Source organism: Chromobacterium sp. Ag138 (assembly GCF_055181315.1).
The window spans coordinates 3,731,331-3,747,226 of record NZ_JBUPWA010000001.1; the positions used below are offsets into that span (position 1 = coordinate 3,731,331).

General features: G+C 61.9%; 17 protein-coding genes. 11 read left to right on the forward strand and 6 right to left on the reverse strand.

What is annotated here, in order from left to right:
• Positions 1-39 precede the first annotated feature (39 nt).
• From ACY3GB_RS17465 to groL, 3 genes are all read left to right on the forward strand, one after another.
• Positions 40-1,146, forward strand: a complete 1,107-nt coding sequence (locus ACY3GB_RS17465; protein WP_463089855.1) for an MraY family glycosyltransferase — start codon at positions 40-42, stop codon at positions 1,144-1,146.
• A gap of 167 nt (positions 1,147-1,313) precedes the next feature.
• Positions 1,314-1,601 carry a co-chaperone GroES gene (gene groES / locus ACY3GB_RS17470; protein WP_046168017.1) on the forward strand — a complete coding sequence of 96 codons (288 nt, stop codon included), beginning with the start codon at positions 1,314-1,316 and terminating at the stop codon, positions 1,599-1,601.
• Positions 1,602-1,648: 47 nt separating this feature from the next.
• Entirely contained in the window at positions 1,649-3,289 is a 1,641-nt protein-coding gene (groL, locus tag ACY3GB_RS17475; RefSeq protein WP_463089856.1) for a chaperonin GroEL, read from the forward strand.
• A gap of 96 nt (positions 3,290-3,385) precedes the next feature.
• Here groL and rfbC read toward each other — a convergent pair whose 3' ends face one another.
• From rfbC to rfbB, 4 genes are read right to left on the reverse strand one after another with little or no spacing between them, the layout of a single operon-like run.
• Positions 3,386-3,928 carry a dTDP-4-dehydrorhamnose 3,5-epimerase gene (gene rfbC / locus ACY3GB_RS17480; protein WP_463089857.1) on the reverse strand — a complete coding sequence of 181 codons (543 nt, stop codon included), beginning with the start codon at positions 3,926-3,928 and terminating at the stop codon, positions 3,386-3,388.
• Positions 3,929-3,952: 24 nt separating this feature from the next.
• The gene (gene rfbA, locus ACY3GB_RS17485) at positions 3,953-4,825 is read right to left on the reverse strand and encodes a glucose-1-phosphate thymidylyltransferase RfbA (RefSeq protein ID WP_463089858.1); all 873 of its coding nucleotides are present in this window, start codon (positions 4,823-4,825) and stop codon (positions 3,953-3,955) included.
• Complete coding sequence (rfbD, locus tag ACY3GB_RS17490; RefSeq protein ID WP_463089859.1) at positions 4,822-5,763, reverse strand: dTDP-4-dehydrorhamnose reductase; 942 nt, start codon at positions 5,761-5,763, stop codon at positions 4,822-4,824. Before rfbD ends, rfbA begins: the two co-directional genes overlap by 4 nt.
• Before the next feature lie 5 nt (positions 5,764-5,768).
• The gene (gene rfbB, locus ACY3GB_RS17495) at positions 5,769-6,842 is read right to left on the reverse strand and encodes a dTDP-glucose 4,6-dehydratase (protein ID WP_463090954.1); all 1,074 of its coding nucleotides are present in this window, start codon (positions 6,840-6,842) and stop codon (positions 5,769-5,771) included.
• Between the two features lie 334 nt (positions 6,843-7,176).
• Between rfbB and ACY3GB_RS17500 the strand changes: the two genes are divergently transcribed.
• The 6 genes from ACY3GB_RS17500 to ACY3GB_RS17525 all read left to right on the forward strand — a co-directional run bounded on the left by ACY3GB_RS17500 (position 7,177) and on the right by ACY3GB_RS17525 (position 11,961).
• On the forward strand, positions 7,177-7,923 hold the full coding sequence (locus tag ACY3GB_RS17500) for a Nif3-like dinuclear metal center hexameric protein (RefSeq protein WP_463089860.1): 747 nt from the start codon (positions 7,177-7,179) through the stop codon (positions 7,921-7,923).
• A 114-nt stretch (positions 7,924-8,037) separates the two neighbouring features.
• Positions 8,038-8,622, forward strand: coding sequence for a ubiquinol-cytochrome c reductase iron-sulfur subunit (petA, locus tag ACY3GB_RS17505; protein WP_070979767.1), 585 nt, complete (start codon positions 8,038-8,040; stop codon positions 8,620-8,622).
• Positions 8,623-8,636: 14 nt separating this feature from the next.
• Positions 8,637-9,980 (forward strand): cytochrome b, encoded by a 1,344-nt coding sequence (locus tag ACY3GB_RS17510; RefSeq protein WP_463089861.1) that lies wholly within the window; start codon positions 8,637-8,639, stop codon positions 9,978-9,980.
• A 17-nt stretch (positions 9,981-9,997) separates the two neighbouring features.
• Complete coding sequence (locus tag ACY3GB_RS17515; protein WP_463089862.1) at positions 9,998-10,762, forward strand: cytochrome c1; 765 nt, start codon at positions 9,998-10,000, stop codon at positions 10,760-10,762.
• Positions 10,763-10,916: 154 nt separating this feature from the next.
• Positions 10,917-11,519 carry a glutathione S-transferase N-terminal domain-containing protein gene (locus tag ACY3GB_RS17520; RefSeq protein ID WP_021478501.1) on the forward strand — a complete coding sequence of 201 codons (603 nt, stop codon included), beginning with the start codon at positions 10,917-10,919 and terminating at the stop codon, positions 11,517-11,519.
• A gap of 10 nt (positions 11,520-11,529) precedes the next feature.
• A complete protein-coding gene (locus ACY3GB_RS17525) occupies positions 11,530-11,961 on the forward strand; it encodes a ClpXP protease specificity-enhancing factor (protein ID WP_463089863.1) in 432 nt (143 codons plus the stop codon).
• Between the two features lie 117 nt (positions 11,962-12,078).
• Here the strand turns inward: ACY3GB_RS17525 and ACY3GB_RS17530 are convergent, their stop codons facing one another.
• The gene (locus ACY3GB_RS17530; protein ID WP_463089864.1) at positions 12,079-13,389 is read right to left on the reverse strand and encodes an ammonium transporter; all 1,311 of its coding nucleotides are present in this window, start codon (positions 13,387-13,389) and stop codon (positions 12,079-12,081) included.
• 27 nt (positions 13,390-13,416) lie between these two features.
• Positions 13,417-13,755: a P-II family nitrogen regulator gene (gene glnK / locus ACY3GB_RS17535; RefSeq protein ID WP_021478498.1), complete on the reverse strand. Its 339-nt coding sequence runs from the start codon at positions 13,753-13,755 to the stop codon at positions 13,417-13,419.
• A gap of 310 nt (positions 13,756-14,065) precedes the next feature.
• On the opposite strand from glnK, the gene ACY3GB_RS17540 reads away from it, so the two are divergent.
• Positions 14,066-14,353, forward strand: a complete 288-nt coding sequence (locus tag ACY3GB_RS17540) for an accessory factor UbiK family protein (RefSeq protein WP_021478497.1) — start codon at positions 14,066-14,068, stop codon at positions 14,351-14,353.
• A gap of 5 nt (positions 14,354-14,358) precedes the next feature.
• On the forward strand, positions 14,359-15,861 hold the full coding sequence (locus tag ACY3GB_RS17545) for a YifB family Mg chelatase-like AAA ATPase (protein ID WP_463089865.1): 1,503 nt from the start codon (positions 14,359-14,361) through the stop codon (positions 15,859-15,861).
• Positions 15,862-15,896: the final 35 nt, after the last annotated feature.

The following is a 15,896-nucleotide window of genomic DNA, read 5'->3' on the forward strand; positions in this document are numbered from 1 at the left end:
TGCGTCGATATCGTCGATAAAATATACAAAAGGCATGCAATGTTGCAGATCCTATTGTTGGCCACGTTTTTATCCTTGCTTGTCGGTATGTGCTTGATTCATTTCGCACATCTGCATGAGCGTTACTCCGCAGACCATGATCTGAGGGGAGTACAGAAGTTTCATGCCCGACCAGTACCGCGCATCGGCGGCATCCCGATTGCGACTGGGTTGGCCGCCGGCGGTAGTTTGTTGGCATGGCTGCTGAGGGATGCTTCGATGTTGTTGTTGTTGATGGTGGCGCTGCCTGCTTTTGTAGCGGGAATATTGGAGGACGTTACGAAGAAAGTGGGGCCATTGCCACGGTTGCTAGCTACTTTTTTCGCAGCCATCTTAGGGTACTTTATATTGGGCGCAGGGTTGTTGCGCCTGGATATCCCTATGCTGGATGGCTTGTTGTCGCAGTTTTGGGTCTTGTCTTTGTTGTTGACGGTCGTCGCGGTTGGCGGAGTGGCGCATGCGGTCAATATCATTGATGGTTACAATGGTTTGTCCGGCGTGGTGTCCATCTTCATATTTCTGGCGATAGCGTATGTGGCGTTCAAGGTTCAGGACACCACCTTGATGGGCATCTGTTTTGCCATGGTGGGGGCTATTGCCGGGTTCTTGTTTTGGAATTTTCCGCGAGGCTTGATGTTTGCCGGTGATGGTGGCGCCTACTTGGTGGGCTTCATGATCGCGGAGGTGTCTGTGCTGCTGGTGGCGCGCCATGCTCAGGTTTCGCCTTGGTTTCCGATGCTGTGCGTGATTTATCCGGTGTTTGAGACCCTGTTTTCGATTTATCGCCGCAAGTTCCTGCAAGGGCGGAGAGTAGGCTATCCGGATGCGCTGCATCTGCATCAACTGGTTTATATGCGTCTTGTGCGCTGGATGGTGGGAAGCAAGAATGCGGATCATAAAACCATGCGCAATAGTCTGACCTCTCCCTATTTGTGGGCGCTGTCCTCCGTGTCCGTGGTGCCTGCCATGCTGTTTTGGCAGAACACCGGGGTGCTGATGACTTTCTGCGCTTTGTTTGCCATGACGTATATCTACCTTTATCGCATGATCATTCGTTTTCGGACGCCGCGCTGGCTAGTGTTGCGGCGAACCTGCCGAGGGCTCTGATCTGACCCGGAAGGGCGTCTAGGACGCCCTTCGCATTCCTACCTCTTGAAATACTTGGATGTCGTCCCTATTATTAGCACTCGCAACGGTTGAGTGCTAAGCTCTCTGCCGCAACCTATACATACCTGATGTTCCACTCTCAACAGCCAAAGTAATAGGAGAGATCAATGGCAATTCGTCCTCTGCACGACCGTGTTGTTATCAAGCGCCTCGAGGCTGAAGAAAAGACTGCTTCCGGCATCGTTCTGCCGGGCGCCGCAGCCGAGAAACCGGACATGGGCGAAGTCCTGGCGGTTGGCAACGGCAAGATCCTGGAAAACGGCGAGCGCCGTTCCTTGGAGCTGAAGGTTGGCGACAAGGTGATCTTCGGCAAGTATTCCGGCCAGACCGTCAAGGTCGATGGCAACGAAGTCCTCGTGATGCGCGAGGAAGATGTAATGGGCATCGTCGAGTAATCCGACCCTTACCTGAACTTCATAAATAGATTCTGGAGATTTCGAGCATGGCAGCTAAAGACGTTAAGTTCGGCGAATCCGCCCGCACCAAGATGGTGGCCGGCGTCAACATCCTGGCCGACGCGGTTAAAGTGACTCTGGGCCCGAAAGGCCGCAATGTGGTGCTGGATCGCTCGTTCGGCGCGCCTACCATCACCAAGGACGGCGTGTCCGTCGCCAAGGAAATCGAACTGAAGGACAAGTTCGAGAACATGGGCGCGCAGATGGTGAAGGAAGTGGCTTCCAAGACTTCCGACGTGGCCGGCGACGGCACCACCACCGCCACCGTTCTGGCCCAGGCCATCGTGCAGGAAGGCATGAAGTACGTCGCCGCCGGCATGAACCCGATGGATCTGAAGCGCGGCATCGACAAGGCCGTGGTGTCCCTGGTGGGCGAGATCGCCAAGATCGCCAAGCCGTGCGCGACCTCCAAGGAAATCGCCCAGGTAGGCTCCATCTCCGCCAACTCCGATTCCGACATCGGCGAGATCATCGCCAACGCGATGGAAAAAGTGGGCAAGGAAGGCGTGATCACTGTTGAGGACGGCAAGAGCCTGAACAACGAGCTGGACGTGGTGGAGGGCATGCAGTTCGATCGCGGCTATCTGTCCCCGTACTTCATCAACAACCAGGACAAGCAGATCGCTGCGCTGGACAATCCGTTCATCCTGCTGTTCGACAAGAAGATTTCCAACATCCGCGATCTGCTGCCGGTGCTGGAGCAAGTGGCCAAGTCCGGCCGCCCGCTGCTGATCATCGCCGAAGATGTGGAAGGCGAAGCGCTGGCTACGCTGGTGGTGAACACCATTCGCGGCATCCTGAAGGTTGTGGCGGTCAAGGCTCCGGGCTTCGGCGATCGCCGCAAGGCCATGCTGACCGACATCGCCGTGCTGACCGGCGGCGAAGTGATCGCCGAAGAAGTCGGCCTGACCCTGGAAAAGGCAACCCTGGACCAGCTGGGCCAAGCCAAGCGCGTTGAAGTGGGCAAGGAAAACACCACCATCATCGACGGCGCCGGCGAAGCCGCCACCATCCAGGCGCGCGTGGGCGAGATCCGCAAGCAGATCGAAGAAGCCACTTCCGACTACGACCGCGAGAAGCTGCAAGAGCGCGTGGCCAAGCTGGCCGGCGGCGTTGCCGTGATCAAGGTCGGCGCCGCCACCGAAGTGGAAATGAAAGAGAAGAAGGCCCGCGTCGAAGACGCGCTGCACGCCACCCGCGCCGCGGTTGAAGAAGGCGTGGTTCCTGGCGGCGGCGTCGCTCTGCTGCGCGCCCGCGCTACCCTGGAAAGCCTGAAGACCGACAACGTCGATCAGGAAGCCGGCGTGAAGATCGTGCTGCGCGCGATCGAAGCTCCGCTGCGCCAGATCGTCAAGAACGCCGGCGACGAGCCGTCGGTCGTGGTGAACAAGGTGCTGGAAGGCAAGGGCAACTTCGGCTACAACGCCGCCAGCGGCGAGTACGGCGACATGCTGGAAATGGGCGTGCTGGACCCGGCCAAGGTGACCCGCTCCGCTCTGCAGCACGCTGCTTCCGTAGCCGGCCTGATGCTGACCACCGACTGCATGATCGCCGAGCTGCCGGAAGACAAGCCGGCCGCAGGCATGCCTGATATGGGCGGCATGGGCGGCATGGGCGGCATGATGTAAATCGAGCCGGTCAGGCGGGCATCGGTTTCACGCCCGCCGAAACGGAACAGCCCCGCGGCGCAAGCCTGCGGGGCTGTTTGCTTATGGGCCGGGGGCTCAGCGTTTCAGCGAGGCGAACGGCGCGCCGGCCTGGTCCTTGGCTGACAGCGTGGGCGCGACGGTCAGCGGCCAGGCGATAGCCAAGTCCGGATCATCCCAGGCTATGCTGCGCTCCAGTTCCGGATGCCAGTAGTCGGTGGTCTTGTATAGAAACTCCACATCGTCGCTCAGCGTGAGGAAGCCATGGGCGAAGCCGGAGGGGATCCACAACTGGCGCTTGTTGGCGGCGCTCAGCTCCACGCCTACCCATTTGCCGTAGGTCGGAGAGCCTGAACGGATGTCGACGGCGACATCGTATACAGCACCGGCGACCACGCGTACCAATTTGCCTTGCGGATGCGGATCCAGTTGGTAATGCAGGCCGCGCAGGACGTTGTTGCCGGAGCGGCTGTGATTGTCCTGCACGAAAGTCACGGCATGGCCGATGGCTTGCTCAAAGCGTTGGTGGTTGAAGCTTTCGAAGAAAAAGCCGCGCTCATCGCCGAATACTTTGGGTTCGATGATCTTGACTTCAGGGATGTCGGTGTCGATGACGATCATGGTGCGTGCTCTGTTTCGCTTGGTTTAGTTCGCAATCATCGCCAGCAGATAACGGCCGTAACCGGTTTTCTGCAGCGGCTGAGCCAGCCGCAGGACCTGCGCTTCATCGATCCATCCGTTGCGGAAGGCGATTTCTTCCGGGCAGGCCACTTTTAGGCCCTGGCGGTTCTCGATGGTGGCGATGAACTGGCCCGCCTCCAGCAGCGATTCGTGAGTGCCGGTATCCAGCCAGGCGTAGCCGCGCCCCATGGTCTGCACGTTCAGCTGTTGCTGCTGCAGATAGATGTTGTTGATGTCGGTGATTTCCAGTTCACCGCGCGGCGAGGGCTTGATGCTCTTCGCGATGTCGACGACCTGTCGGTCGTAGAAATACAAGCCGGTCACCGCATAGCGCGATTTGGGCCTGGCGGGTTTTTCCTCGATCGATAGGGCGTGGCCATGTTGGTCGAATTCCACCACGCCGTAACGCTCGGGGTCGCTGACCCGGTAGGCGAAGACGGTCGCGCCATCGTTCTGGGTGTTGGCGGCCTGCAGCAGATTGGAAAACTCGTGGCCGTAGAAGATGTTGTCGCCGAGCACCAGCGCAGACGGATTGCCATTGATGAATGGCTCGCCGATCAGGAAGGCTTGAGCCAGGCCGTCCGGGCTGGGCTGGACCGCGTATTGCAGGTTGACGCCCCATTGGCTGCCGTCGCCGAGCAATTGCTGGAAACGGGGCGTATCCTGTGGCGTGGAGATGATCAGAATATCCTGGATGCCCGACAGCATCAGCGTGGTCAGCGGGTAATAGATCATCGGCTTGTCGTAGATCGGCAGCAGTTGCTTGCTGACGGCGATCGTGGCCGGATACAGCCGGGTGCCGGAGCCGCCGGCGAGGATGATGCCTTTGCGTTTCATGGCTTGCTCTCCTGTTGTTCCTGGCGGGCCTTGTCGCCGCCAGTGGCCTGCAGCAGTTGCGCGAGTACCTGGTCCACGCCGTCCTGCCATTCGGGCAGCGCGATGCCGAAGGTGTCTCTCAGTTTGTCGCAACAGAGGCGGGAGTTGGCTGGGCGTTTGGCCGGCAACGGGTACTCGGCGCTGGGAATGCCCTGGATGTTTGCGGGATCGACTGTCAGCGCCAGGCCGGATGCGGCGGCGCGCTGGAGCAGGTAGGCCGCATAGCCATGCCAACTGGTTTCGCCAAGGGGCGCCAGATGGTAGGTGCCGAATGCGAATCCATCCGATCCGGACAGATAGCGGCGGATCAGTTCGGCGGTGACGTCGGCGATCAGGGCGGCGGATGCCGGCGCGCCGATCTGGTCGTTGACAACCTTGAGCGTCTCCCGCTCCTGCCCCAGCTTCAGCATGGTTTTCAGGAAATTGGCGCCATGCGCGCCAAACACCCAGCTGGTGCGCAGTATCAGGTGGCGAGGCGCGGTATGCCGGATCGCTTCTTCGCCCGCGAGCTTGCTGCGGCCATACGCCGATTGCGGGCCGGTGGCGTCGTTTTCGCGCCAGGGGCGTTCGCCGTCGCCGTTGAAGACGTAGTCGGTGGAGTAGTGCACCAGCAGCGCGCCACGGCGGGCGGCCCAGCGCGCGATGGCGCCGACGGCGTCGGCGTTGACGGCCTTCGCCGTCGCTTCGTCGCTTTCGGCTTTGTCGACCGCGGTATAGGCGGCCGGATTGGCGATGATGTCCGGCTGGAGGCGATCCAGAGCCTGTTCGATGCGTTCTCCGCTCTGGGCCAGGTCCAGCTCCTGCCTGTCAGTGGCGATCAGTTCGCCCAGCGGCGCCAGCGAGCGTTGCAATTCATGGCCGACCTGGCCATTTTTACCGGTGATCAGTATGCGGGGCATGGCGCTCATCCGTAGTGCTTGTCGAGCCAGTCGCGGTAGCTGCCGTTGCTGACATGCTCGATCCAGGCCGGATTGTTCAAATACCATTCGACGGTTTTGCGGATGCCGCTGTCGAAGGTCTCGGCCGGCTTCCAGCCCAACTCCCGCTCCAGCTTGCGCGCGTCGATGGCGTAGCGGCGATCGTGGCCGGGCCGGTCGGCGACGAACTGGATCTGCTCGCGATAGGCTTGGCCGTCGGCGCGGGGCTTCAGTTGATCCAGGATGCCGCAGATCGCGCTCACTACTTCGAGATTGGTTTTTTCGTTCCAGCCGCCGACATTGTAGGTCTCGCCTGGCTGGCCGGCCTCCAGCACGCGGCGGATCGCGCTGCAGTGGTCTTTGACGTACAGCCAGTCGCGGACTTGCCGTCCGTCGCCGTAAATGGGCAGCGGCTTGCCGGCCAGCGCGTTCAGGATGACCAGCGGGATCAGCTTTTCCGGAAAGTGATAAGGACCGTAGTTGTTGCTGCAATTGGTGGTCAGCACCGGCAGGCCGTAGGTGTGATGCCAGGCCCGCGCCAGGTGGTCGGATGCCGCTTTGGAGGCGGAGTAGGGGCTGTTCGGCTCGTAGCGCTTGGTTTCGGCGAACGGCGGATCTTCCGCTTGCAGCGTGCCGTATACCTCGTCGGTGGACACGTGCAGGAAGCGGAAGGCTTCGCGCGCGCCGGTTTCCAGCCCGCTCCAGTATTCGCGCGCGCATTCCAGAAGATTAAAGGTGCCGACGATATTGGTCTGAATGAAATCGCCCGGGCCGTGTATCGAGCGGTCGACATGGCTTTCCGCGGCGAAATTGACGATGGCGCGCGGACGATGGCTGCGCAACAGCTTGGCGACCAGTTCCCGGTCGCCGATGTCGCCATGCACGAAAACATGATTGGGCTTGGCGCTGACCGTGTGCAGGGTTTCCAGATTGCCGGCGTAAGTCAGGGCATCCAGATTGACAACGGCTTCCTCGCGGCCGGCCAGCCAGTCGAGAACGAAGTTGCCGCCAATGAAGCCGGCGCCGCCGGTAACGAGAATGGTCATTGAAGCTTCCTGTATGATCGAGTTTCCCGCCGCATGCGCTTGTGTCGATCTCTGCGTGCCGGCGTTGTCGGGCAGGGGAGCGCAGCAAACGGCTCGCAGGTGAAAGTGATGGCGTTGGCGCCGAATGCCATCCGCTGATGTCGAGAATAGCGCATATCGCTGCATGGCATTGCGGGCGAAGCCGGATGCCCCATGACTGGGGACAGTTGTGCGGGGCGGGCAATTACGTTGATTTTATCCACTTTGAAAACATCCGGCAAAGCGGCGGAAATTTCGTGCGCAATTCGACAGACTGGTCGCGAATAATGACAAAGCTTCGTCAGTAATCAATATTGAGGAAATGAAGACCATGCAGATTCATGACGTGCAAAACATTTTGGATGCCTGTCTTGAGCCGTGGCGCTACAAGGATTATGCGCCCAACGGCCTGCAGGTTGAGGGAAGGGCGGAGATCAACAAGGTGGTGACGGGGGTGACGGCGTCGCAGGCCTTGATCGACGCGGCGGTGGCTCGAGGCGCCGATGCCATCCTGGTCCACCATGGCTATTTCTGGAAAGGCGAGGACGCGCGAATCTGCGGCATGAAGAAGCAACGCATTCGCGCCTTGCTGCGGCACGACATCAGCTTGCTGGCTTATCACCTGCCGCTGGACGGGAACCTGGAATTGGGCAACAACGCGCAACTTGGCAACGTGCTGGGCCTGGAACCCGCGGGGCAAGCCGGCGAGCAGGGCCTGCTGTGGCATGGCGGCTGGACTGCGGGCGGAGACGCCGCGGCGTTCGCCGGGCACGTGACGGCGGCCCTGGGACGGCAGGCGCAGCTGTTGGGACGGCCCGGCAAGCCGGTGCGGCGGGTGGCCTGGTGCACCGGCGGGGCGCAGGGTTTTTTCGCCGACGCGATCGCGCTTGGGGTTGACGCTTTCATCACCGGCGAGGCATCGGAACAGAATTACCACATGGCGATGGAAAGCGATGTGGCATTCATCGCCGCGGGACATCATGCCACGGAACGCTTTGGCATCAAGGCACTAGGCGAGCATTTGGCGCAAGTATCCGGCATAAATGTCGAATTTATTGACGTTTATAACCCTGTTTAAGCAAGTTGCTGGCGTCTCGATCAATTTATTTGCATAGAAGCTTCAAGTCCCTACTAGTAATCGGGTAAAATCCAGCGGTTTAGGGCTCGATTTCCACGATTGAGGATGACTGTAATGAGTGAACAGCAAGTCGATACGGGGCGCCGTCGTTTTCTGACGATCGCTTCCAGCGCTGTTGGGGGGGTTGCGGTAGTCGGAGCGGCCACGCCGTTTTTCATGAGCTTTTTCCCGTCCGAGAGGGCCAAGGCAGCCGGCGCGCCGGTCGAGGTCGACATCGGCAAGATCGAGGCCGGCCAGAAGATCAACGTCGAATGGCGCGGCAAGCCGGTATGGGTGCTCAGCCGCACGCCCGAGCAGATCAAGAACCTGCCCAAGAACGATCCCAAGCTGGCGGATCCGAAATCCGAAGTCGATCAACAGCCCAAGTACTGCCAGAACGAGAACCGTTCGATCAAGCCGCAATTCCTGGTGGCGGTCGGCATCTGCACCCACCTGGGCTGTTCGCCGACCTTCCGGCCTGACCTGGCGCCCGCCGACCTGGGGCCGGAGTGGCTGGGAGGCTTCTATTGCCCCTGCCATGGTTCCAAGTTCGATCTGGCCGCCCGCGTGTTCAAAGGGGTGCCGGCGCCGAAGAACCTGGAAATCCCCCCGCACAAGTATCTGTCCGATAGCCGCCTGCTGATTGGCGACGACAAATAAGCTGAGGGCGAAAAATGAGCAAAGCGCAAAAATTGCTTAACTGGGTGGACGAGCGTTTCCCGCTGACCGCCCTGTGGGAAAGTCAATGGGGCAAGTACGTCGCGCCCAAGAACTTCAACTTCTGGTATTTCTTCGGTTCGCTGGCCATGCTGGTGCTGGTGCTGCAGATCGTCACCGGCATCTTCCTGACCATGAACTACAAGCCGGACGGCACGCTCAACGCCGCCGGCATTCCGGTCGCCTTCGCTTCGGTCGAGTACATCATGCGCGACGTGGCCGGCGGCTGGATCATCCGCTACATGCACTCCACCGGCGCCTCGATGTTCTTCGTCGTGGTTTACCTGCACATGTTCCGCGGCCTGATCTACGGCTCGTACAAGCAGCCGCGGGAGCTGGTGTGGGTGTTCGGCACGCTGATCTTCCTGTGCCTGATGGCCGAAGCTTTCATGGGCTACCTGCTGCCCTGGGGCCAGATGTCGTTCTGGGGCGCCCAGGTGATCGTCAACCTGTTCGGCTCCATCCCGGTGATCGGCCCCGACTTGTCGCTGTGGATACGCGGCGATTTCGTGGTGTCCGACGCCACGCTGAACCGCTTCTTCGCGCTGCACGTGATCGCGGTGCCGCTGGTGCTGCTGGCGCTGGTGGCGGCCCACCTGATGGCGCTGCACGAAGTGGGCTCCAACAATCCGGACGGCGTGGAGATCAAGAAGCAGCCCAAGGATCCGAATACCGGCCTGTATCTGGACGGCATCTACTCCCACCCCTACTACACGATCAAGGACATCCTCGGCGTGGTGGTGTTCATGGTGGTGTTCTCGGTGATCGTGTTCTTCCTGCCTGAAATGGGCGGCTACTTCCTCGAGCACCCGAACTTCGATCAGGCCGATCCGTTGAAGACCCCGCCGCACATCGCGCCGGTATGGTATTTCACGCCGTTCTACGCGATTCTGCGCGCCATTCCGTCGTTCGCCGGCACTCAGGTGTGGGGCGTGCTGGCGATGGGCGCGGCTGTGGTGCTGATCGCCTTCCTGCCGTGGCTGGACCGCTCGCCGATCAAGTCCATCCGCTACCGCGGGCCCAAGTTCAAGATCGCGCTGGTGTTGTTCATCGCCGCGTTCATCGGCCTGGGCATCCTGGGCGCGATGCCGCCGACCGAAGTGCGCACGCTGATCTCGCAGATCTTCTCGGCGATCTACTTCGCCTTCTTCCTGGGCATGCCGTTCTACACCAAGAACGACGTGGGCAGCGTCCCGGTGCCGGAGCGCGTGACCGATACCAACGCCAAGCGCCAGATCCAGTTCGTGGCCCTGGTGGCGCTGACCGTGTTCCTGGCCGCGCTGTTCGCCATGAACGTGTAAGCAAGGGGATAAGGAAAATGAAAAACAAGATCCGTCACCTGATCGCCGCCGCGGCGCTGGCGCTGCCTGTCGCGATGCCGGCCTTCGCCAACGAGGGCGGGCCCAAGCTCGACAAGGCGAACATCGACATCCAGGATACCGAGAGCCTGCAGCGCGGCGCGCAGATCTTCGCCAACTACTGCCTGTCCTGCCACTCGGCCAGCATGATGCGCTACAACCGGCTGGAGGACATCGGCCTGACCGAGGAGCAAATCAAGGCCGACCTGATGCCGGAGGGCGCCAAGATCGGCGATCAGATGAACATCGCGATGAACAAGCAGGACGCCAAGGCCTGGTTCGGCGCGACGCCGCCGGACCTGTCGCTGATCGCCCGTTCCCGCGGCGCCGATTACCTGTACAGCTATCTGCGCGGCTTCTATCGCGATCCATCCCGTCCGACCGGCTGGAACAACCTGGTGTTCGACAAGGTGGGCATGCCGCACATCTTCTGGGAATGGCAAGGCGACCAAGAGCTGAAGACGGTGAAGAACGCCGAGGGCCAGGAGGAGCACAAGCTTGAACTGGTCAAGGCCGGCACGCTGACCAAGCTGGAGAACGGCAAGGCCAACACCGCCGAGTTCGACCGCCGCATGCGCGACCTGACCAACTTCCTGGTCTATATGGGCGAGCCGGCCGCGGTGAAGCGCCAGCAGATAGGCTACGTGGTGGTGATGTTCCTGGGCTTGCTGCTGTTCCCGCTGGTGTATCTGTTGAAGAAGGAATACTGGCGCGACGTGCACTGAAGCCGTCGGGCAAGTTGAAAAAAGGCGGAAGCGATTCCGCCTTTTTTCTTTTTTAAATCATGATGTTGTGTTGAAAGACTGGAATGTGGCCGCTGGATAGTGCTAGAATGCGCGCTGCACTCATTTTTTAAGTTAGTCAAGGATTTTCTCCGCCATGATGACCCTCTACTCCGGAATCACCTGCCCGTTCAGTCAGCGCTGTCGTATCGTGCTCTTCGAAAAAGGGATGGATTTCGAAATCATCGATGTGGATATCCATAACAAGCCGGAAGACCTGGCTGTGATGAACCCGTACAACGAAGTGCCGGTTCTGGTGGAGCGCGACCTGATCCTGCACGAGTCCAACATCATCAATGAATACATCGACGAGCGTTTCCCGCATCCGCAGCTGATGCCGGCCGATCCGGTGATGCGCGCCCGCGCCCGCCTGTTCCTGCATCGTTTCGAAAACGAGCTGTTCATCCACGTGAAGACGCTGGAAGCCGGCGCCACCGGCAAGGAAGCGACCAAGGCGCGCGAAGCGATCCGCGACGGCCTGACCACCATCGCGCCGATCTTCTCCAAGCAGAAATTCATGCTGGGCGACGATTTCTCGATGATCGACGTGGCCATCGCGCCGCTGATGTGGCGCCTGGAGCATTACAATATCGACCTGGGCAAGAGCTCCGCGCCCATCCTCAAGTACGCCGAGCGCATCTTCCAGCGCCAGTCCTTCATCGATTCGCTGACCCCGTCCGAAAAGGCGATGCGCAAGTAAAGGAGACGCGATGAGCTCCAGCACCAAGCCGTACATGTTGCGCGCGCTGCACCAGTGGTGCGGCGACAATGGCTACACCCCGTACATCGTGGTGTGGGTGAACAGCCGCGCCGACGTGCCGCTCGAATACGTGAAGAACAACGAGATCGTGCTGAACATCGCCGAGACCGCAACCAAGAACCTGCGCATCGACAATGAGTGGATCTCGTTTTCCGCCCGCTTCGGCGGCGTATCGCGCGACATCTGGGTGCCCATCGGCAACGTGATGTCCATCTTCGCCCGGGAGACCGGCGAAGGCATGGGCTTCGAGGTGGAGCCGATGAGCGAGGAGGCGGCCAGCCTGAAGCCGGTCGGCGCCGAAGAAGACGCGCCGGACTCCGGCGGCGACGATCCGTCGCCGAACCGTCCCAGCGGGCGTCCCAGCCTGCGCATCGTCAAGTAAGCTTGTCGCATCGAGCGAAACCGGCCTTTGGCCGGTTTTTTCACTTTGTGCCGGCGAAAAAAAAACGGGGCCGAAGCCCCGCCAAGTCCCTTACACAACAATCTTCGATCTGGCGGCTTATTCCACGCGTTCGCCGTGCAGCACCAGGTCCAGGCCTTCGCGCTCTTCGTCCTCGGCGACGCGCAGTCCCAGCACGATGTCCACCAGCTTGAGCAGGATGAAGGTGACGATGCCGCAGTAGGCGATGGTCACGCCGACGCCCAGCGCCTGGATGGCCAGGCTGCCGTCGGCGCCGCCGATGTCCTTGACCGCGAACACGCCGGTGAGCAGCGCGCCCAGGATGCCGCCCACGCCGTGCACGCCGAAAGCGTCCAGCGAGTCGTCATAGCCCAGCATGTGCTTGAGCCCGGTGGCGCCCCAGAAGCAGACCGCGCCGGCGGCGAGGCCGATGATCAGCGCGCCCTTGACGTCGACGAAGCCGGCGGCCGGAGTGATGGCCACCAGGCCGGCGACCGCGCCGGAGGCGATGCCCAGCACTGACGGTTTCTTCTTGGTGGCCCATTCGGCGAACATCCAGGCCAGCGCGGCCATCGCGGTGGCGACCTGGGTAGTGACCATCGCCATGCCGGCGCGGCCGTCGGCGGCGCCTGCCGAGCCGGCGTTGAAGCCGAACCAGCCCACCCACAACATCGACGCGCCCATCAGGGTCAGCACCAGGTTATGCGGCGGCATGGCCTCCTTGCCGAAACCGACGCGCTTGCCCAGCACCAGCGCGGTCACCAGGCCGGCCACGCCGGCGTTGATGTGCACCACGGTGCCGCCGGCGAAGTCCAGCACGCCCTTGTCGCCCATCCAGCCGCCCGGCGCCCACACCCAGTGCGCCACCGGCACGTAGACCAGCAATGACCACAGCGCCATGAATACCAGCATCGCCGAGAACTTCATCCGCTCGGCGAAGGCGCCGGTGATCAAAGCCGGGGTGATGATGGCGAAGGTCATCTGGAAGGTCATGAACACCGATTCCGGAATGGTGCCGGCCAGAGGATGCACGGCCAGCTTGCCGGCGTCCTTCATGTACACCATGCCGTCCAGCATGAAGCGCGACAGATCGCCGATGTACGGCGTCCCCACGGTGAAGGCCAGGCTGTAGCCAACCACGGCCCACAGCACAGTCACCAGCGCGGTGATGGCGAAGCTTTGCATCAGCGTGGCCAGCACGTTCTTTTTGCGGACCATGCCGCCGTAGAACAGCGCCAGGCCGGGAATGGTCATGAACAGCACCAGGGCGGTGGAGGTCAGCATCCAGGCGGTGTCGCCGGAGTTGATCACCTTGGCGGCGACCACCGCGGGACCGGCCGGCGCGTCGGCCAGGGCGGGCAGCGAGAGGGCGGCGAGCCCGGAAGCCATTGCAGCGAGTATCTTTTTCATTATGGTTTCCCCAGTTTCACAAAGCGGTCAGACCGCGTCGGCGCCGGTTTCGCCGGTGCGGATGCGGATCACCTGCTCCAGGTCGTAGACGAAGATCTTGCCGTCGCCGATCTTGCCGGTGCGGGCGGACTTCTCGATGGCTTCCACCACCTGGTCCAGCAGCGCGTCGTCGATGGCGATTTCCAGCTTCACCTTGGGCAGGAAGTCGACGACGTATTCTGCGCCGCGATACAGCTCGGTATGGCCTTTCTGGCGGCCGAATCCCTTGACCTCGGAAACGGTGACGCCTTGTACGCCGATGGCGGACAGCGCTTCGCGGACTTCGTCAAGCTTGAACGGCTTGATCACTGCGGTAACGAGTTTCATGGCGGCTCCTTCTCGGACGATTGACAGATGGTTCTGCTGCGGATGGTTATGCAGGAATCGTGCCAGCCCGCGATGGGCGTTCTCTGAATTGTGATGCACTGCAAAAAAGGCCGCGCTGGCCGTTTTGGCACTTTCCTTGTGCGCCGGGGCTGCTTATGCTGCACAGTTTTGGTGCATCGCTGCGTCGCAACATGGCCTAGATGAAATCTGGAGACGGGCTGACATGTCCTTGCGGGCAGGAAATGCGGGAGCGCGAGGGCGCTTTTTGCTACACTCGGCTGAAGATCAAGACACTGCGGGAGCCGCCACCATGTTGAGCCAGAAACTGTTTGAAGAAATCAGCGCCAAGATCAGCGAGACCATCGCCGCCAGCCCGGCCAAGGATATCGAGAAGAATGTCCGCGCGATGATGGCTTCCACGTTTTCCAAGATGGATCTGGTCACCCGCGAGGAATTCGACGTGCAGCAGGCGGTGCTGGCGCGCACGCGGGAAAAGCTGGCCGCGTTGGAGTCGCGCCTGGCCAGGCTGGAGAACCAAGTGTTTCCGGACGAGGCCGCGGCTAAAGCGGAAGAACAGTCCGAACTCGGCCACTCCTGAGCGCCATGACGCTGGCGGTGGTGGCGAGCAGGGCGCTGTCCGGGCTTGACGCGCCGGAGGTTGCCGTCGAGGTCCACCTCGCCAACGGCCTGCCTGCGTTCAACATCGTCGGCCTGCCCGACACCGAGGTGAAGGAAAGCCGGGACCGCGTCCGCGCCGCCATCCTCACCTCGGGATTCGAATTTCCCGCCCGCAAGATCACCGTCAATCTGGCGCCGGCCGACCTGCCCAAGGACTCCGGCCGTTTCGATCTGCCCATCGCCATCGGCATCCTGCTGGCCTCCGGCCAGGTGAAGAACGACGATATCGCCCGTTACGAATTCGCCGGCGAGCTGGCGCTAAGCGGCGCGGTGCGTCCGGTGCGCGGCGCGCTGGCGATGGCCTGCCAGTGCCATGCCGCGGGCCGGGCGTTCGTGTTGCCTGCCGACAGCGCGGCGGAAGCCGCGGTGGTCGGAGGCGCGGCCATTTACGCGGTGGGGTCCTTGCCGCAGGCCTGCGCCTTCCTGAACGGCCTGCAGCCGTTGGAGCCGTTCGCCGGCGCGCTGGGCGGAGAGTGGCCGAACTATCCCGATCTCGGCGATGTCAAAGGCCAGTCCATCGCGCGCGGCGCGCTGGAGATCGCCGCGGCCGGCGGGCACAGCCTGCTGTTGATGGGGCCGCCCGGCACCGGCAAGTCCATGCTGGCGGCCAGGCTGCCGGGTTTGCTGCCGCCCTTGTCCGAGCGGGAGGCGCTGGAAAGCGCGGCGGTGCAGTCGCTGGGGTCGCAGGGTTTCCAGCCGGGGCGCTGGCGGGTGCGGCCGTATCGCTCTCCCCATCACACCGCCTCGGCGGTGGCCTTGGTCGGCGGCGGCAGCGAGCCCCGGCCGGGCGAGATCAGCCTGGCGCATCATGGCGTGCTGTTCCTGGACGAGTTGCCGGAGTTCGATCGCAAGGTATTGGAAGTGTTGCGGGAGCCGTTGGAGAGCGGGGTGATCCATATCTCGCGCGCGGCGCGCCAGGCCAGTTTCCCGGCGCGCTTCCAGCTGGTGGCGGCGATGAATCCCTGCCCTTGCGGCTATCATGGCCACCCTTCCGGGCGCTGCCAGTGCTCGCCCGAGCAAGTGGCGAAGTATCGGGGTAAAATCTCGGGCCCCTTGCTGGACCGGATCGACTTGCAGGTGGAGGTGCCGGCCTTGACGGCGGAGGAGTTGCAGCATTCCAGGCCGGGAGAGGGCAGCGAGCCGGTGCGCCGGCGGGTGTTCGAGGCCAGGGAGCGCCAGTTGGCGCGGCAGGGCGGCTTGAACGCGACGCTGCAGGGCGAGGCGCTGGAGACGCATTGCCGCGGCGACGAGGGCGCGCTGGCCGTGCTGGCCAAGGCTTTGCAACAACTTGGCTTGTCGGCGCGCGCGTATCATCGGATACTGCGGGTTTCGCGCACCATCGCCGATTTGCAGGGCGTCGAAACGATAAGCCGCAACCATGTATTGCAGGCGATCCAGCTCAGGCGCGTCATGCAAGGCGGCGCTTGATAAAATTGATCAATTAAATCCGGATGGCATGATGG